This is a genomic window from Pseudomonas graminis, from assembly GCF_013201545.1.
GTDB lineage: Bacteria > Pseudomonadota > Gammaproteobacteria > Pseudomonadales > Pseudomonadaceae > Aquipseudomonas.
The window spans coordinates 773,462-791,293 of record NZ_CP053746.1 but is presented as its reverse complement, the minus strand read 5'-3'; the positions used below and the strand labels follow the sequence as shown (position 1 = coordinate 791,293).

Genomic DNA, 17,832 nt, shown 5'->3' with positions numbered 1-17,832 from the left:
GTGGGAGCGAGCTTGCTCGCGAAGAGGTCCTGACATCCGCTAAACCTTCAGCGCCCGACATGCCGCTTTCGTGAGCAAGCTCACTCCCACACGAATGTGTTTACTGCACGAGAAGCCCGGCGTGTGCGTGGCCGGGTTGTCCTACAGACTTAAGCGCGCACTCAGGCCTTGGACTTGAGAGGCTCGGCCGAGAACTTCACGCCGGCCAAACCGTTCGCGATGAGTGCCCGAATATTGCCGTGGTCCGAGCCGTCCAGTGTATCGAGTACAGAGCGGTAGTGCTCGCCAAAAGCCAGCAGCGCTTCTTCATCGCTCAGGCCTTCCAGCAGCGCCAGGCCGAGGGTCTTGCAGGAGCCTTCGTTCTGGCCAGCGGCGTTTTCCACCGGGCCGTTGCTGAACGCCTGAGGCTGATAGTCGTAATGCGCGGCGATGAACGTCAGCGTGTCGGCGAACAGATGATTGCCGCTGGCGAGGCTGGCGCGCAGGGCGCTCAGGTCAGTCATGCTTCGGTTCCTTGACGAACGCGGCTTGCTGCTCGGCGCTGGCTTCTTTCTGGTACGTGGATTTCCACTCGCTGTACGGCATGCCGTAAACCACTTCGCGGGCGTCATCGAGCGTTATGTCGATGTGCTTCTCGTCGGCCTCGGCCTTGTACCACTTGGACAGACAGTTGCGACAGAAACCGGCGAGGTTCATCAGGTCGATGTTCTGCACGTCCTTGCGGCTGTCGAGGTGGGCAACCAGACGGCGGAAAGCCGCGGCTTCGAGTTCAAGACGTTGTTGCTCGGTCATGGTGTGCTCGGTCGGAGTAAAGATGGGCGGAAGATAAGAGTGGCAGTCAGGCCGGGCAAGCGTGGGCCTGAACCGGCGATCGCAGAAATCAGCGCGCTGCCGCCAAGGTGATCGACACCGATTCGGCGAAACGCAGTGCGTGGGGCTTGTCCACTTCGACTTCGGCGTATTGCACCTCATCATGGGTCATTACCAGGTCGAGCACTTCCTGGGTCAGGCGCTCAAGCAAGGCAAAGCGGTTGCTTTCTACATGCTGGATGATGGCCTTGGTGATGGTCCGATAGTTCAACGCGTGATCAATGTCGTTGTCGCGCACCGCTTCCTGCGCCGCGTACAGAATCGTCAGGTTGATCAGTACGTCCTGCTTGTTGAGGATTTCGGCCTCGTTGATGCCGATAAACGTACGCAGGCACAGGTCTTTGACCCTGATGCGCGCGGTGCCGGGTTCGAGTCTTGCCATGGACTACTTGCTCCGTCCGATCAATTGCAGAAATTCCATGCGGGTCGTGGTCGACTCGCGGAAGGCGCCGAGCATCACCGAGGTGTTCATGGTGGAGTTCTGCTTTTCAACGCCGCGCATCATCATGCACATGTGTTGAGCCTCAATGACCACGGCCACACCTGCGGCCATGGTCACGCCCTGAATCGCGTCGGCGATCTGCCGCGTCAGGTTTTCCTGAATCTGCAGGCGCCGCGCGTACATGTCGACGATGCGCGCGATCTTCGACAGGCCCAGAACTTTTCCGGTTGGAATGTAGGCCACGTGAGCCTTGCCGATGAAGGGCAGCAGGTGATGCTCGCACAGCGAATAGAGTTCGATGTCCTTGACGATCACCATCTCGTCGCTTTCGGACGCAAACAGCGCGCCGTTGACGATCTCTTCCAGCGTCTGCTCGTAGCCATGACACAGGTATTGCATCGCCTTGGCGGCGCGCTTGGGCGTATCCAGCAGGCCTTCGCGTTCAGGATCTTCACCCAGGCCGACAAGGATCTCACGGTAATGCTGTGGCAGTGACAGGGTCATCAATGTTTCCTCGGGGCGGCTTACTTGACGTGCCGTCCGCCGTTTACGGTCAGAGTGGTGCCGGTGATGTAGGAGGTATCCATCAGATAGCGCAGGCTCTGGTAGATCACCTCGGCGCCAGGTTCGATGCCCAGTGCCGACTTTTCCAGCGTGCGTGCGCGGTATGCCGCGTCGTCATCGGGTTGAAACATCAGCATGGCCGGGGCAATGCCGTTGACCTTGATATGGGGTGCAAATCTGGCGGCGAAGGACAGGGTCAGGTTTTCCAGGCCTGCCTTGCTGGCGCTGTAAGCGATGTGCTTGCTGCTGCCCTTGCGAGTGACGTCGTCGCTGATGTGAATAATGTCGGCCGTCTCCGAGCGCCGCAACAGCTCGGCGCAATGCAGATTGATGAGGTAGGGCGTCAGCATATGGACATTAAACATTTGCATGAACACATCCGACTCGTCCCCCGGCGTTTCGGCCAGCCAGTCGGACGCGTTGTGCACGATGGCCCTCAGGCTGCCAGTCTGCTCCTTGAGTCGGGCGATGAAATCCAAAACGCTCGTCTCTGACGAAAAATCAGCCTGAAGCACCACCGCGCCCAGCGCCTTTAGACGCTGCACGCCCGGCCGCTCGCTGCGGTAGGTGATGATCACAGGCTGGCCTCCCGCCAATAGACGCTCGGCGCAATAGAGGCCGACGCGCTGGCTGGCACCAGTGATCAAGACAGGGGCAGGGGAGCAGGCCATGGTCGTCACGCATTCATCAACGGGGAGAGAGGTCGGGCGAGTCGGTGCTAAATGGCGAACAGTGAAGGCTCGCGTGCACCATCGAAAACGACCGTGGGCCAAAGTTACCCCAACGGTCGGTTCTTGTACAACACCGGCAGGGCTGTACATGTTTTTGAATTGGCGCCACGTCGGGCGCTGCAACGCAGTTCGGCCGCGCCCGGATCGGGAAAGCGCTTGTGGCTGAGCGCTAGCGGGTAGACGCCGGCTCCGTTCCGCTGACCTGTGCAGGCGTGCTGCTGTGCAGCCACCCCGCCAGAAGATGGGTCGACAGCGGAATAAACCAGAACACCATCAGCGGTGTAAGGATCAACGTGCTGATCATGATGCGCGGGAATAAATCCAACTGACTGAGCAGCGGTCCCAGCACGAAATTGAAGAGCAGTGACACCGGGAAGAACGCCAGCCAGATGGCAACGGCTTGCTTCCAGCGCGGCGGGCGCTGACCGACGGCGCCAAACCAGCCGTCGATACCGCTCACGCGGTGCACGGAATTCTTGGCAAACAGGCCGCTGCCGCGCACCAGCCAGGAGCGTCGGGAGGCGGAATGCTCCCAGGCGTGCATGGTAGCTTCATCGGCAAAGCGGAAAATAATCTGGAATTCGTCATCCCCAGGCGGCGGAGCAAGCACGCCGGACCCGAGATAGCCGGGGAAGTCGGTAGCGAGCTGTTCGCCTTCATGCAGCCAGGCAATCAGTTCCTGATAGCGGCCATGGGCGACGCGACGGGCAACCATCAGCGTGACGGGTGAGGTAGACATTGTGTATCTCCGATAAACAAGTGAGCTTCCCGGGTAGGGAAATCACATGACGCGGCGCCGGGGTGGTGGCGATGCGTCAGCTTCACTGGAAAAAGCAAGCAAGGATTATTCCTGAATCCTGCGATAAAGCCAGAGGTGTTTATCGGATGAGGAGGGTGTCGTAGAGGATCGCCTGATCAGGCAATCCTAGAGGTGCATCGAAGGGTGAATCTTGCGGTGTTCCTGAAGAATGTACTGACGCAGACGTTCAGTGTCTTCTTTACTGTTCTGGCTCAACCGATACGCTGCCAGACCATGCTGAGTCAGACGTTCGAAGGTCCCGCGCAACGAAATCGGCGCATGGCCCTCCGGACAGAACCAGGCGGTAAATGACTTCGGCGGCTTGGTCTGCTTGCGTATTTCCAGCAGGATGCCTTTGAAGGACACTTCATGCACCCACAGCGCGGTGGGCGAACCTTTTTCAGTTTGCAGCGGCATTGGCTCAGGCAGTATCAAGCGCCATGGACGAATGCGTGGGCCTTCTTCGAAGATGCTCGGCGCACCCAGCTCCAGGTGCAGCGCATGAAATTCGTCTTCCACCAGATGCAGCGGGAAGGTCATTTGCTGATTATCGAACTGGGCCTGAATCGTGACTTGCTCATGGGCAGCCAAGCGAGTCAGCAGGTCCTGAATCTGCACGCCACCGTTCACCACCAGGCTGCTGGATTTGTCGCCCAGATTCAGCGTGGGGTTGTGCTGCATGTTCTGGATGAACTCCAGTTCATCCGGCGTGAGGATGTTGTCGCGCTGCATGGCCAGGCTCGATTAACCGGTTATTGAGAGAGCAGACAGATCGTTCGCAGGTAGGTTGCGGCCGTTCGTCAGTTGCAGGATGTTACCCCTTCAGGATTTCATTCTCCAGCCGAGGTTGCGCTCGTTCGGCGTTTAACTCGACACCTCTTTCGCTGGCCGGATCGTCGCGGCGTTCTGACCGGATTCGACTGCCAATCTGAAAGTGGTAAACGTACTCAACTGAGACAGGAATGTTCGAGCATCGTTGAACCTTATTTTGCATCAACGCCGTGCTCGTCGATCCGCTTCACGTTTGGCAGCTCAAGGTCAGGAGTCCAAGACATCGCGCCGCGCTGAGGCATAATGCCGCACGATTTTACCCGTCACAGGATGAACCCATGAAAGTCGCGATTATTGCGGGCTCGGTGTATGGCTCGGCAGAAGAGGTTGCCCGCCACGCCCAACAGCTTATTAAGGATGCAGGGCACGAAGTATTGTTCAATCCACGCGCCACCCTTGCCGATTTGCAAACTTTTGCGCCAGAAGCCCTGCTGGCAGTGAGCTCGACCACTGGAATGGGCGAGCTGCCGGACAACATTCAGCCGCTCTATCACCAGATCCGCGACGTGCTGCCCGCTGCCTGGCGCGGATTGCCGGGTGGCGTCATTGCATTGGGCGACGCGAGCTACGGCGATACGTTTTGCGCGGGCGGCGAGTTGATGCGTGAGCTCTTTGGCGAGCTGGGGATTCGCGAGGTGCAGGAAATGCTGCGTCTGGACGCCAGCGAAACCGTGACCCCGGAAAGCGATGCCGAGCCGTGGCTGGCGGAGTTCATCGGACAGCTGAACGCCTGAACGGCGAGCCTGCTGCTCATGGGCAGCCAGGCGCAATGTCCACTCTTCAATGCTTCAGGTGCTGGCCGGGCAATGGCCAAGCCATCCCTCAGCGTTATCGACCACCATTCAGCGTGCTCCGTGTTGATTGTGACCGTGCATCGGGTCGGCGAGACTCGATGACCATTACGCCCGCGTCTGCTGCTGACGCCCTGATGAATCCAGGGCAGCGGCTGCAGAGCCGGCTTCATCATCCGGGGAGAGCAACATGAGCGAGTCCGTGCGTTTTGAAAGCAAAGTGGTGATCGTCACCGGGGCGGGCGGCGGGTTGGGAAGAGCCCATGCGTTGTTGTTCGCCCGACACGGCGCGCGGGTGATCGTCAACGACCTCGGCGGTTCGGCCCACGGCGAAGGCGCGAATGCATCGGCAGCGGATCGAGTGGTTGCGGAAATCCGTGAAGCGGGCGGCGAGGCGGTTGCCAATCATGATTCGGTCACCGACGGCGACAAGATCGTCCAGAACGCCCTCGATGCCTTCGGCCGCGTCGACGTCGTGGTCAACAACGCCGGCATCTTGCGCGACAAAAGCTTCGCCAAAATGGAAGACGCCGACTGGGACCTGGTTTACCGCGTGCATGTCGAAGGCGCCTACAAAGTCACCCGTGCTGCCTGGCCCCACCTGCGGGACCAGAACTACGGCCGCATCATCTTCACCTCGTCCACTTCAGGTATTTACGGCAACTTCGGTCAGGCCAACTACGGCATGGCCAAGCTCGGGCTGTACGGTTTGACGCGAACGCTCGCCGTTGAAGGGCGCAAAAACAACATCCTGGTCAACGCCATCGCCCCTACCGGTGGCACTCGCATGACCGAAGGCCTGATTCCGGCCAGTGTGTTCGATCTGCTCAAGCCCGAGTTGGTCAGCCCGCTGGTGGTGTACCTGGGCAGCGAGCAGTGCCAGGACAGCGCCGGCCTGTATGAAGTGGGTGGCGGCTGGATCGGCAAAGTCCGCTGGGAGCGCAGTCTGGGCGCCGGCTTCAACCCTCATGCAGGCTTCTCGCCGGAAGACGTCGCGGCGCAGTGGCAGACCATCAGTGACTTCAGCGATGCGGCGCATCCGGCTGACAATGTCGAAGCGCTCAAGGAAATGATGGCGAATCTGCAGAAATTTGCCTGAGCTCTTTGTGCTCACATAACGGCCAGTCCGGGCGATCGGATTGGCCGTTTTTGTAGGAAAGTTATTTGCCGTGACGTAGGAACAGTCTCTGAATGAGGCAATGATTCCGTCTTCATTTTTTCAGCCTAAACCCCGCCCCGAGCCGCCCGACATTTCCTGAGGATCAACCGATTTTCAGGAGGTTTTATGATTGGCAATTTGAGCAAAGTGCAAGAGCGGCTGAGCGTGTATGTGGCTGCTCCCTACAAACGCTTCGAGGCCAACTCCGGGCTAAGTATCGAGGAGCAGGCGGTCAAACAAAAGGTCCGACAGTACTGGGCAGATGAGAGTCTTTCCAACATCAAAAAACTACAAGGCTTGAATCTTGATCTGGCCGGCTTCGACCCTACCCGGACGAACAACAAACAGTTGAGGGAGATCGGTGCGGTGTTGGCGGAGCGCGGATTTATCGATGAAGGGCTTGTAGATGCGATGTCCAGCATCGATATCGAATTCGACGCTGATGGAAAGGAAATTAACTCAGAGCGCGAAGTGAATGCTTATGCCTTTTTTGAGAAAGAGTTGGGCGCGCTTCATGGCCTGATGAACCGGGAAAATGATGTGGCCAAAGATGGCCTGGTGGAATTAAAAACGGTCATTTCCGTCGTGATGGCGCTTGCTGAGTACGCAAACACGCCACGCGAACGCTCGCTGGTGAACATCCGCGCCTGAGGCATTTCTTTGCGTGCGGCCCGTTCACGCAAAAAAAACCGCTGCAATCGCAGCGGCCAAATAAGACGTTGAATCCAGGAGCTTCAAAACACAACGTCGGTGACGACGGTTGAGCGCTTCCCCAAGCCGTTAGAGGGCCAGTGGTTGCTCAGAGGCTGCGAAGGGTAAAGGGTTTGAGGAACTCGAAACAGCTCGCGTTGTGACAAGCAGTGTTACCGCCACAGCAACAGTAGGAGCGCGCAACGAATAGGCAATAATCGTTCATTTTTCCTGCGCCATGGATCGGCCGGTCGCGCTCATCGCAATCAATAGTTATTCCATCGGTCTGCGATTCAGCGGGTTAGATGACAGCTCTTTCGGACTGCCCACGTATTCGACACTTTGGCTGGATGCCTCTGTGGCGCGGGCGGTCATTCTGGAGCTGTAAAGATGACTGAAGATTTCAAAAAATACCCCGGCCCGACGGCGGGTTCGCTGCTCGATCACGCCGATAAAGAGGCCGAGCTTTCGGCATTGATGGTCGCGCATTTTCGGGAGGCTCCGACTGTGCATCAGGCAGCGAGGCAGCTGCTGGCCGACGCACTGGTTAGAATTACGCGATTTCCCAACCCCGACGCGCTGTTCATTCATGCAAGCAATGCAGGCGGGCTCGATCCCGCACCCCTCTCACTGACCGAGGTCCTGCTGCGCGCATTTGTCGGAGACACCACTTACCTCGATGATCAACAAGCAGCGTTGTCGACGCGAAGGGACTCCGCGCACACTGCATATGCACCGGCAGGTCTGGACATCGGCGCGATCAGGGAAATGTTGCCTGATCTGCTGAAAAGGCTGCCCGGCTTTTTCAAGTTCAGTCTCGATCAGTATTGGGCAGTTGATGAGCATACTTTCACCCGGATTCTCGGCGAAGAGGCGGTCAGCGGCACACGCGAGGAAGTCTTCGAAACCTTGCAGTCGTGGGTGCTTGGCCACGCAATCCGTTTGGCCGTCGGCACCCGCGAGCTCACCCCTCAGGAAGAAGAGCGGCTGCTGAGCATTGTCGACTCTCCCGACTGCATAGGCCGTTATGCGCTGTCGTTGCGGACATCGGATGGCTCGGTGCTGCCACTGATCGGCTTCTGCGTAGCGACTGCCGAAGCCGTCGATGTCATGCCGCTGGTTTCAAATGGCGCCGATGGCGTTGTCTATCTCTTCAGCCCGTCTGGCGGGGTGGAGAAGTTCGCAACGCTGGACGCGATGGAACTCGAGTTCAAGCAGCGCCTGGCGCAGACCGACTCGCGGGATCTGATCCTGGGTTGTCTCTCGCTCGAACACCAGATGCTGCTCAACGACGTCTCGGCGGAGGCTTTAGACCTTGAATACTCACTGATGAAAGAAAAGCCAGCGGCCCGATTCATCGCGAGTCTTCGGGAGAAACAACTGCACGATTTCGACCACTTGCTTGCCCACGCACCTTTAAGCAGTGGCGACCCGGATGCGCTGTTGCAGATGTTCGAGGACGTTGGCCGTCTGGACGACCTGGAGCAGACTCTGAATGCTCGCTACATGGATCTGCTGGCATTCGTGCATGAGCGGCGCCTGCCACAATGGCTGCGGTTCGCTGCGCCGTCAGATCGTCAGCGCTACGAGACACTCGCCGCTGAGCAGTCGCTGTGCGAAGCGCGAATGCAAGCGCAACTGGTTGGCATCGAGACGCCCGAAGTCTTTGCACGGAAAGAAATCGCGGCTTATCTGATGAAACATCTGGGTTACACGCTTGACCCGTCCAGCGTGACGATCCATCTGCCCGATGAAATGCAGTTCGCAGACGCGCCGCTGAAGACTGTGTACACAAACACTCTATTGGGCTTTGCGCTCGACGGCATGCCGGAGACGGATTTGGCCCTCGCCCCGAGTATCGAGGTCGATGCCACTTATGCCCATGTACACCTGAACTTCGAGTTCGTGTGCCGCCTGGTGCGAGACCTCAATGTGAAGCAGCGCTACGGGAGCGAAGTCGAGCGTCGCTACCGCGACCAAACCGCAGTGGATGCCATAAGCGCATTGCGCGCCAGCAATATCGCGCTGAGTGCCTGGGCGGCCAAACTGCAAGGGCATCTTTCTGATCGCGGTCTGGCTTTGATCGAGCAAGTGCAGTCGAATCTTTCCGGCAGCCCCGCGATAAAGTTAGGTGGTCTGTACCTCAAAGGCGGCAATCGGCGTTTGGAAGATGTGGTCGTCATTCGTGAGGTCAACGGCGATGACGAGTTCTATGTGCTGTATGCACCGGGTCAGCCAAATGGGCGCGAGATGTTTGACTTCGACACCTGGCGCAAGCTGTCCCTCGAAGTCGGCAGCTGGACGGGTAATGCGCGCGGTGCGCAGTACCTTCTGGACCAGACCGTCGTCAAGGCAGACCAGCATGTCGTTCCGTACATTGAAAGCATTCAGCTGATGCCTTCGCAATGGTCTACGGACAGCCTTCAGTTCCTTGCCGTCAACGGCGCTTCTTTCACCGACGCGCTGTCGGGCCTGAGCCGTTACAAGGTCGATCAAATGCTGGCGCGCAATCAGATTGTCGCCAGTGGGCGGATGCAGCATGTCACCGAGCAACACCGGATGGCGCAGGTGGTGCTGACCCATCGGATTGCAGCACTGAACAAAGCCTACGATGCTTTTGGCATCACGCCTTGGCGCCAGGCTGCCCGTCGCGAATGCGAGTGCTTGATCGACAGGCATCTGAAGGCGTCCGGGGTACCGGGCCGCATCGACCCGGACACTGTGTTTTTTGATGTGGAGGGTAACGCTGGCGAGGGTGAACCGGATTTCGGCCGCTACACCACGCTCAAGTGCCTGACGGACCTGTTCATGGTCGGCTACTCGGAAGAGGAATACGATTTTGATCCCGATGCTGCCGTGTATTCGTCGATTGGCCAGGATGTCTCCGCGCTTACGGGTGCTTTCGTTGACGAGATGATCCGCGGTTCCAACTATGCCGATGAGTACATCAAAAAACTGCGCCAGCACACGTTGGGTCTGACCAATTCCCCGCCGCCCAGGGCTCGCGCCCTGTTCGCGCGCAAAACCCACTGTGAATTGCGCCGTGACGCGTTGATTGAGTACGCCGCAGGCCGGCTTGACGCTGATCATTACAACTGGCTCGTGCGGATGATCACAAGTCTGGACAGTAGTATCGTCGGGAACAATATTCAGGCGCCGGGGACACTCCATCTGCTGATGATGGCGTACAAATCCTTTGCCAATATCTACGTTTTCAAGCCGGATAAAGCCAATGCTCGCCTGGGAACGATGGTCTACACACCGGGTGCGCCCGATGGCTATCTGTTCCGCCAGGAGGATGACGTTGTTCGCTCTGTGTCCCGCCCCGGGATGAGCCGTTATTACTATGATCAGGTCTATTACGGCGCTCAGCGCATCATCGGAACGTTGATGCAAAAGCTTGAGGTCTCGCCCGTCGTCGACGGCAAGCCCTATAAAGTTTCTCACTCTGCGCCAGTGACACTACAGAGCTTGCACGGGATCGCGGTGCAGCACTTGATCGTGGACATCGACACGCAAACCGAGAGTGTCAACGAGCGAAGGCTGCTCAATACGTATGCTTTCGTCCGTAAATACGGCGGTCAGCTGGCTGGCTTGAACCCAATGACGAAGCTGGTCTGGACGGCGCTTCACGCGAGCGTTGATCTCTACCGCGGAATCCATGCGTATCAGGACGGCGACCGCGCGCGCGCGAGGGGCTACTTCATGAAGGCTGCATTCGGAGCCTTCAAAACGGCCAGGCAGATCCGCAAGATCCGCAAGGCCGAGAAAGTGAAGCGCCTGGGCAAGACGGCAAAACGGTCGTCTGGCAGTGTGCCGCGGTTTCGATAATCAGTGCAAAGCGCCCACCCCGGGCAGCTGAACCAGACGTTGAGTGAGCCGCATCCGTTGAACCGGGTCCTCACTCAACATCAACGCATGCTCCAGGTCGAAACGTTCGGCCTGTGGGCAATCCAGATGCTGGTACAGGCTGGCACGAGCGAGGTAATCGCTGGTGTTGGCCTGGCCCAGCTCCATTACGCGGGTCGCGTCCTTGAGCGCCGCGATCAGGTCGTCATTCAACTGATGCAGGTAACGCAGGTTGCGTGACAAACGCTGCAGCATCGCCGCAGGCGTCGCCGTTTGCATGTGCTCGGCATTGAGCTGCATCTGCGCACCAAACTGCCGCAGCAACAATTCACGACAGTCCTTTGGGTAGAGTCTGCGCCCGCCGCAAGGGTCCAGCGAATGGTCGGCACCGGGCACGCGCAACAAAAAATGCCCGGGGAAATTAACGCCTTCGAGTGGTATCTCCAGACGTCTGGCAATTTCCAGGGCGACCATCGCCAGCCCCAGCGGTTGGCCCCGACGACGTTCAAGGACTTTATGGATCAGGGCAGCCTGGGGTTTGGGCTGAGCGGCATCGTCCTGCTGAAATCCCAACGTCGCCAGTTGCCGCAGCAGGGGCTGGGCAAGCTCTGCGGCCGGCAACGACGGGAGCGCCGCACTGACGCTGCGTTCCAGAGCGTTCAGCTGGTCGCGGACAGCCCGGAAATCAACCTGGCCGTCGTGCTCGGTGGCGACCCACGCAGCGGCCTCGAAGGTAGACGGCGGGGTCCGTTCTAGACAGGCAATGCATTGCTGGCGCGGATTCATCGACTTCTCCGGCAGGATAAGACGGCTGAGAAGAGTTAACGGATGGCTCTGTTTTAGCCCTGGCCGCCGCCTTCGTCCAGCGTTGATTGATCGCGCGCGGCCAACGGCAGTCCGTCGTCCGGATCCTCCTGAGCCAGCCTTCTTTTTTTCAACCAGCGCCTATACTCGCCAGTACGAAAAAGGGGGAGCAGTGCCCATGTTCGCTCTCATGCAAAGCTCACGCGTGCAATCACTGCACATGATGGTAGAGCCGCGCACCGGCCTGAAGGCGGTGATCGCGATCCACAGCAGCCAGAAAGGTCCGGCGATGGGGGGATGTCGCTACCTGTCCTATCCAAACGAAGAGAGCGCCATCGAAGACGCCATTCAGTTGGCGAGGAACATGAGCTATAAAGCGGTGCTTGCGGGGCTGTCACTGGGTGGCGGAACGGCAGTCATCATGCGTCCGGCCCACGTGCCCGATCGTGCCGCCTTGTTCGAGGCGTTCGGGCGATTCGTGCAGACCCTCGACGGCCGCTACGTCACGGCCATGGACAGTGGCACTTCCAGGGAGGACATGGACTGCATTGCCCAATACACCCAGCATGTCACCAGCACCACGGCGGTAGGCGACCCATCTGCGCATACCGCCTTGGGTTTGTACGCCGGTATTCGAACCACGGCCATGGCGAGATTGGGCAGCGACAATCTGGAAGGTTTGCGCGTCGCGATTCAGGGGTTGGGCCATGTGGGTTACGCGCTCGCGGAACAGTTGCATGCGGCAGGCGCCGAGTTGTTGGTAGCGGATCTGGACAGCGGCAAGGTTCAACTCGCCATGGAGCAGTTGGGGGCCAAGCCGATCGCCAGCGAAGCGTTGCTCAGCACGCCTTGCGATATTCTTGCGCCGTGCGGGCTGGGCGGTGTGCTCAACAGCCACAGTGTCACCAAGTTGAGGTGCGCCGCAGTGGCAGGTGGCGCCAATAACCAACTGAGCTGCGCCGCCATTGCCGACCAACTGGAAGCCCGTGGCATTCTTTATGCCCCGGATTATGTGATCAATTCAGGCGGTCTGATTTATGTGGCGCTGCATCATCAGGGGCAAAGCCCGGGCACCATTACCGCGCATCTTTCTCAGATCGGCACGCGGCTGACCGAGGTGTTCGCCCATGCGCAAGCCGAAAAGCGCTCACCCGCGCGGGTTGCAGATGAGCTGGCCGAGCGGCTGCTGGACATGGACTGAATCGCTCCGTGACAACCCCGCAGTCAACCGGCTGAAGGCGACGTCGCGGGCGTGATCACTCTGCCTGCTCAGCCGCAGGAGCCAGCTCGTTGAGAGCCAGGGCATTGCTCTTGAAAGCGGCCGCGAAGACGGCACGGTTTTTCGCCATGAAAATGCTGGCGTCTTCTGCATGTTTTTCGGAGAGGCCATCGACGTTTTTCATCAGCACGTCAGTGAGCAGTTCGGCCAGTTCCAGCATCTGATCATGGGCATCGGCGAGTTTGCGGTCCACGAACGTAGTCTCCAAATCACGGGTACTGCGGTAAAGGGTTTCAACAGCCATTGTTGGCCTCGTCGTCATTTCCAGAGTTGTAAGGGATCAGCCCGGGCGCTCAACGCTTGTGGCCGACAGATGATGCAAAGACAGCGTACTCCGTCTTTTTACTGTGTATTTATACAGTGCGCAGCATAGGTGAATCGCCGCTGCTTGGGTAGGGGGTGCGCGCTCACTTTTTTGTCGCGAGCCACCTTGCGACATCTGGTCACGTTCTCAACCTTAGCCGATGGCCCTATTAATGCTTGCCTACAGCCATGCGCGCACGAGCAAATCGTCATGCGCACGGAGCATCATCCGGTCCCGGTCACTCAAGGAAGTACATCGTGAACATCAACGCGGCCATAGCCCTGCGTCGACAGATCCACCGCTGCATCGCAGCGCTCGTTATGAACAGTTTTGGTTGGGTCAGGGGAGGTGAGGGATGGGTGGTGTGAAATGGGCAGATCGGATGCGGGCCAAGCTGCATGGCGGCGCCAACAGCCTGGGCAATTTGGCCGTTGAAGCGTTTCACTATCTGGCGCTGTTCGGCATTGGCGCGGTGACCGCTTACGCCGCGATTAAAGCCTTCATCGGCATGCTCGGGCAGGAGTACATCGCCGTAGATGATATTTTGCTGTTGTTCATCTACCTCGAATTGGGCGCGATGGTCGGGATTTATTTCAAGACCAACCACATGCCCCTGCGCTTCTTGCTGTACATCGGGGTGACCGCTTTGATCCGTTTGCTGATCAGTGACGTGTCACATCACAAAGCGCCGGATCTGGGGATTATCTACGTCTGTGGCGGCGTGCTGTTGCTGGCGTTCTCGATTCTGGTCGTCAGGTACTCCTCGTCGAGGTATCCATCCGTGCAGGAGAAAGTGGAGTAAGCCATTCACGTCCTCTCAACCAGTCCATAAGCAGACCCATAAAAATGCCCCGTCTCAGCGGGGCATTTTTGCGCGCATCGGTCCGTCAGTTCACCCACACCCCAACATGGTAATGCCAGCCATCGCCTCGACTTTCCCAGTACGGATGTTGATAGCGATAGCCAGGCCGTACCGCTTCCCAGTGGCCGTGCTCGGCGACGTAGCGGTTGCCGTTCCAGCGCCAGTAGCCGCGGGACCAGATGTAGCCTGGACGCGGGGCCGGTTCTTCTTCGATGACGCGCACGGGCGGCGCTTGCGGGGCGACCACTTCGACGTATTCGGCGCGGGGCGCGGGTCGGTCGACCACTCGGCGCTCATGCACCACTCTTTCTTCCACGCAGCCGGTCGCGAGCGCCAGCGCGCCAATCAGCGCTATGTATCGTAGAGACATATCGTCACCTCAGACTTGTCCAGACTCTGCTGCTCGCCGTTTTCTGTTCACACGGGGCAGCCGGCTTGCTACAGGTTTGTTGTAACAGGTGCTTTCTGTCTGGGGGCTGAATCGGCAGGACTTACAGAGGAGTTGGCGATCATCGGCGGGTGGCAGGACGCATCAAGAATGATGCCCCGAAGAGGCTGCGCTGGCGAGGCGATGGATATCACCTCACTCCATGCGTATCAGAAATCAGAAATCAGATGCCGGCTGCCGACTGCGAACGGCTGAGAAAACTGGTTCGGGTGGGCGGCGGCGAAAGTTGCTTGAGGTCACCGTCGGTCATGGCTGCCAGGATTTTGATGGCGCTGTGGCCCTGTTCGATGGCGATGCCGAACTGGATACTTTCAATCAAGCGACGCAGGCGCTTGGGCGAATTGCGTTGCTCAGCACTGAGCAAGCGTTTGGCGACCACACCTGATTCATTCGACAGCGTCAGCATGATGGTCCCGTCGAGGCCCTGGATACTCAGGTTGACCCGATAGTCGGGATGGAAGGCGTCGGTGATCAGTTGAAAAGGGTTATCCATGGCCTGTTACCTGTTAACGATCTGCATAAGTTGACTGGGGGTGAATCCCTTTAGTTCTCGAAGCCGATCAACGGTTGATGATTCCTGCCCTGGCCGCGCTCGCTGAAGTCGCGGTGGTATCCATAAGTGTTCCGTTGAAAGGTCGTCTCATTGAGCGAGTCACTGCGCGGGGGGCCAATAAGTTCGCGCCGCGCAGGTGAGTTGTAAGCTCGACGATACAAAGCTTGCAGGGTTTGGGCCACAAGGGACGAAAGGTGTAAATGCTCCCCATGGGCGCACCGCGACGCGCTGAGTTGCCAACAAGGTCACGGTTTCGACGTCCATCGTGTACTGGCCAATCGCTTGGGTGTTTACAACCCGGCACCATTTGCGCGCTTCATGCGTTCTTAGTGTGCACCGGGTTGGCAAATGAACTTGCCGCTGTGGCTAGCGCAGCTAATCACTCTTGCGCTCGCCGCTTGATGGCCGCACAAAAAAAGGGGCGGGCCCGTTTCCAGGCCCGCCCCTCGTTCAGCAGTTCAGTGTTTCAAGGCTGCTGCATCAGCCGTGCAACGCGTCATCCTTCTCGAGAAATTCTTCTTCGAGCAGCGCGTCAGCACTGACCGGCTCGTCGTCCAGATCGCTTTCAATTACCGGAGCCGCACCGCGTTTGTTGCCGCGCAGTTTTCCGAAAAGATGTTCCAGCGCGTGGTCGAGTTTGACCGCTGCGCCATCCACTGCCTGATCAATCGAATCGGCCTTGTGGGTCACGGAAATAGGTTGGTGTCCTTTTGGCCGGGCTTCCATCTGGCAACGGATGTCATGCGGGCCGGGCTTGTCGCCGTTTTCGTCGTTGATGTGGACCTCAACGCGGGTGAGATCCTCTTCGTATCGTTCGAGCGTAGTTTCAACCGTGGTTCGTACCCACTCCTCCAGACGGACGCTGTTTTCGATGTGGTTATCGCTGTTGACCTGGATTTGCATAGTTCTTCCCTTACTTTGGCTTGCTCGGGAGAGTCTGGACGAGGTGTTTTTCGTCTGCCCTCATTCACAGTGTTGGCGCCGATCCACGAACAATTCAACCCCTTGCAACCGAGAATATATTTCGCGAATGCGGGAACTCGACCGGCAAGTCCAGTTTTGCTGGGCCACGTCTTTTCAGGGGCTGGGTTAAGCCGCCGCAGATTTGTTGCGAGATTCGTCGGACATCTTTTGCGCATGAGAATATTTATCATTAATATCGCGCCTCGCATCATTCCCACTGCCGTGCCTGAACCATGATCGATCCACCTCCGTCCTTGAGCTCAGCGTGCCAGGACCTCGACCACGAGGCCCCGAAGGCTGCACGCGCACGGTTTCTGGAGGTGTTTCTGTCCCAGCGTCCGCAAATGGAGGCGCTGGTCAGCCGAAGAGTGGGTTGCCGGGCGACCGCAGCGGATCTGGTGCAGGACCTGTTCCTCAGGTTCTGGAGGCGCCCGCTGGTCCAGGTCGAAGAGCTCAACACCTACCTGCTGCGCTGTGCTGGCAATATCGCCATTGACCATCTGCGCAATGAAGGCACCCGTGCCCGGCTCAGCGACGAGATGCTGCCTGACGCGCATCGGCCCGACACTGACGAACCCCAGGCGGCGCTGGAGGCGAGCAATGATCTGCGCCACATCGAAACGGCGTTGCGCGCATTGCCGGAGAAAACCCGGCAGATCTTCCTGCTCAATCGTATCCACGGACGCAAATATGCCGAAATCGCCAAGGCCATGGGGCTTTCGCAGAGTGCCGTGGAGAAACACATGATGCGGGCCCTGCAGGCTTGCAAGGCGAGCGTCAATCAGGACGTCGCTCGGGTTGTGCCCCCTGTCGGGAAATCCGGAGGGGGTCGTCGATGAACGCCTTCCCCGATCCGAAAACTCATTCAAATGCCGATTCCGACACCATGGCCCTGAGCTGGCTCAGTGTGCTGCACAATCAGCCGACGATCGCTGATCAGGCGCGTTTCAGCCGCTGGCTGCACGCCGACCCGGCCCATGCCCAGGCCTACGCTCGGGCTCAGGTGCTATGGGAACTCAGTGAAGAGCCTGCCACCACACTGGCCGGCGAAGACGCCGTCGCCCTCGACGCCTTGCTGCGGAAAATGGACGCGCCACCGCCGCAACGCTTGCCGGGCTGGGGAGCGGCGCTGGCGATGGCGGCGTGTCTGCTGCTAATGGTGAGCGTCGCGATGGGCTGGAATCCGCAGCGCTGGGCAGAGGATTTGAACGCTGATTATGTGTCGGCGCCGGGGCAGGTCCGAACGTTGATCCTGGCAGACGGGTCGCAGGTAATGATGGACGCCGACAGCGCCATCGCCGTCCATTTCCACGACGGAGAACGGCATGTCGAGCTGCGCCGTGGCGCCGCATTCTTTCAGGTTATCCACAACGGCGAGCCGTTCGTGGTCGATGGCGGACGCGGTGAAACCCGGGTGCTGGGCACACAGTTCGAGGTGCGACTGCAACCTGCCGGCGCGCAAGTCACCGTGCTTTCGGGCCGCGTTGGCGTGAAGGCAGACGCCGATGCGCCGCAGCTGATCCTGACGGCAGGTCAGCAGGCCCGTTATGACCGCGAACGCGTCACTGATCCGCAGCCCGTCGACACTGAAAGCCAATTGGCCTGGCGTCAGGGTTGGCTCAATTATTCCCGTACGCCCCTCGCCAATGTGATTAACGACCTTAACCGCTATTACCCGGGGCGAATCATTTTGCTTAACGATGAGCTGGCCGCGAAGACCGTCAGCGGCAGCTTCCCCAGCCGCGACCCACAGGCCGTGCTGGCAGCGTTGAAGTCCGTCATTGGTTTTGAGCAGTTCGGAGCCCTCGGGCGGGTCATTGTGATCCGTTGATCGCACGCGAGCGGTTTAGGTGTTTCGTATTCAAACGGGATTGATTGATGTGAAAAGGTGGT

Annotated in this window: 20 protein-coding genes; 8 read left to right on the top strand and 12 right to left on the bottom strand. The window is 58.9% G+C overall.

Annotation, left to right across the window (positions count from 1 at the left end):
- Positions 1-161: 161 nt before the first annotated feature.
- The 7 genes from FX982_RS03635 to FX982_RS03605 form a co-directional block, all read right to left on the bottom strand.
- Complete coding sequence (locus tag FX982_RS03635) at positions 162-503, bottom strand: HopJ type III effector protein (protein WP_172609677.1); 342 nt, start codon at positions 501-503, stop codon at positions 162-164.
- A complete protein-coding gene (locus FX982_RS03630) occupies positions 496-792 on the bottom strand; it encodes a DUF1244 domain-containing protein (RefSeq protein ID WP_172609676.1) in 297 nt (98 codons plus the stop codon). The genes FX982_RS03635 and FX982_RS03630 overlap by 8 nt, the downstream gene beginning before the upstream one ends.
- Positions 793-880: 88 nt before the next feature.
- On the bottom strand, positions 881-1,252 hold the full coding sequence (gene folX, locus FX982_RS03625; protein ID WP_172609675.1) for a dihydroneopterin triphosphate 2'-epimerase: 372 nt from the start codon (positions 1,250-1,252) through the stop codon (positions 881-883).
- A gap of 3 nt (positions 1,253-1,255) precedes the next feature.
- The gene (folE, locus tag FX982_RS03620) at positions 1,256-1,816 is read right to left on the bottom strand and encodes a GTP cyclohydrolase I FolE (protein ID WP_172609674.1); all 561 of its coding nucleotides are present in this window, start codon (positions 1,814-1,816) and stop codon (positions 1,256-1,258) included.
- Between the two features lie 20 nt (positions 1,817-1,836).
- On the bottom strand, positions 1,837-2,547 hold the full coding sequence (folM, locus tag FX982_RS03615; RefSeq protein ID WP_172609673.1) for a dihydromonapterin reductase: 711 nt from the start codon (positions 2,545-2,547) through the stop codon (positions 1,837-1,839).
- Between the two features lie 229 nt (positions 2,548-2,776).
- Entirely contained in the window at positions 2,777-3,346 is a 570-nt protein-coding gene (locus FX982_RS03610; RefSeq protein WP_122535283.1) for an antibiotic biosynthesis monooxygenase, read from the bottom strand.
- Between the two features lie 186 nt (positions 3,347-3,532).
- Positions 3,533-4,138: a hypothetical protein gene (locus FX982_RS03605; RefSeq protein ID WP_172609672.1), complete on the bottom strand. Its 606-nt coding sequence runs from the start codon at positions 4,136-4,138 to the stop codon at positions 3,533-3,535.
- Between the two features lie 377 nt (positions 4,139-4,515).
- Between FX982_RS03605 and FX982_RS03600 the strand changes: the two genes are divergently transcribed.
- The 4 genes from FX982_RS03600 (at position 4,516) to FX982_RS03585 (ending at position 10,708) form a co-directional block, all read left to right on the top strand.
- On the top strand, positions 4,516-4,971 hold the full coding sequence (locus FX982_RS03600) for a flavodoxin (protein ID WP_172609671.1): 456 nt from the start codon (positions 4,516-4,518) through the stop codon (positions 4,969-4,971).
- 247 nt (positions 4,972-5,218) lie between these two features.
- Positions 5,219-6,127, top strand: coding sequence for an SDR family oxidoreductase (locus FX982_RS03595; RefSeq protein WP_172609670.1), 909 nt, complete (start codon positions 5,219-5,221; stop codon positions 6,125-6,127).
- Between the two features lie 186 nt (positions 6,128-6,313).
- A complete protein-coding gene (locus tag FX982_RS03590; protein ID WP_172609669.1) occupies positions 6,314-6,838 on the top strand; it encodes a hypothetical protein in 525 nt (174 codons plus the stop codon).
- 429 nt (positions 6,839-7,267) lie between these two features.
- Complete coding sequence (locus FX982_RS03585; protein ID WP_172609668.1) at positions 7,268-10,708, top strand: dermonecrotic toxin domain-containing protein; 3,441 nt, start codon at positions 7,268-7,270, stop codon at positions 10,706-10,708.
- Here FX982_RS03585 and FX982_RS03580 read toward each other — a convergent pair whose 3' ends face one another.
- Positions 10,709-11,512, bottom strand: a complete 804-nt coding sequence (locus tag FX982_RS03580) for a SirB1 family protein (protein WP_172609667.1) — start codon at positions 11,510-11,512, stop codon at positions 10,709-10,711.
- A 196-nt stretch (positions 11,513-11,708) separates the two neighbouring features.
- Here FX982_RS03580 and FX982_RS03575 point away from each other — a divergent pair, with 196 nt between their 5' ends.
- A complete protein-coding gene (locus FX982_RS03575; RefSeq protein ID WP_172609666.1) occupies positions 11,709-12,731 on the top strand; it encodes a Glu/Leu/Phe/Val dehydrogenase family protein in 1,023 nt (340 codons plus the stop codon).
- Between the two features lie 55 nt (positions 12,732-12,786).
- Here FX982_RS03575 and FX982_RS03570 read toward each other — a convergent pair whose 3' ends face one another.
- Positions 12,787-13,053, bottom strand: a complete 267-nt coding sequence (locus tag FX982_RS03570; RefSeq protein ID WP_122535297.1) for a YebG family protein — start codon at positions 13,051-13,053, stop codon at positions 12,787-12,789.
- A 415-nt stretch (positions 13,054-13,468) separates the two neighbouring features.
- On the opposite strand from FX982_RS03570, the gene FX982_RS03565 reads away from it, so the two are divergent.
- Positions 13,469-13,915, top strand: a complete 447-nt coding sequence (locus FX982_RS03565; RefSeq protein WP_172609665.1) for a phosphate-starvation-inducible protein PsiE — start codon at positions 13,469-13,471, stop codon at positions 13,913-13,915.
- A gap of 85 nt (positions 13,916-14,000) precedes the next feature.
- On the opposite strand, the gene FX982_RS03560 is transcribed toward FX982_RS03565, so the two are convergent.
- From FX982_RS03560 to FX982_RS03550, 3 genes are all read right to left on the bottom strand, one after another.
- Positions 14,001-14,345, bottom strand: a complete 345-nt coding sequence (locus FX982_RS03560) for a YXWGXW repeat-containing protein (protein ID WP_122535300.1) — start codon at positions 14,343-14,345, stop codon at positions 14,001-14,003.
- A 241-nt stretch (positions 14,346-14,586) separates the two neighbouring features.
- Positions 14,587-14,916 carry a DUF3509 domain-containing protein gene (locus FX982_RS03555; RefSeq protein WP_122535301.1) on the bottom strand — a complete coding sequence of 110 codons (330 nt, stop codon included), beginning with the start codon at positions 14,914-14,916 and terminating at the stop codon, positions 14,587-14,589.
- Between the two features lie 540 nt (positions 14,917-15,456).
- Positions 15,457-15,879 (bottom strand): HPF/RaiA family ribosome-associated protein, encoded by a 423-nt coding sequence (locus FX982_RS03550; protein WP_122535302.1) that lies wholly within the window; start codon positions 15,877-15,879, stop codon positions 15,457-15,459.
- 293 nt (positions 15,880-16,172) lie between these two features.
- Between FX982_RS03550 and FX982_RS03545 the strand changes: the two genes are divergently transcribed.
- Together FX982_RS03545 and FX982_RS03540 are read left to right on the top strand one after the other, a co-directional pair.
- A complete protein-coding gene (locus tag FX982_RS03545; RefSeq protein WP_172609664.1) occupies positions 16,173-16,778 on the top strand; it encodes an RNA polymerase sigma factor in 606 nt (201 codons plus the stop codon).
- Positions 16,775-17,770 carry a FecR family protein gene (locus FX982_RS03540; protein WP_254074874.1) on the top strand — a complete coding sequence of 332 codons (996 nt, stop codon included), beginning with the start codon at positions 16,775-16,777 and terminating at the stop codon, positions 17,768-17,770. The genes FX982_RS03545 and FX982_RS03540 overlap by 4 nt, the downstream gene beginning before the upstream one ends.
- The last annotated feature ends 62 nt before the right edge of the window (positions 17,771-17,832 follow it).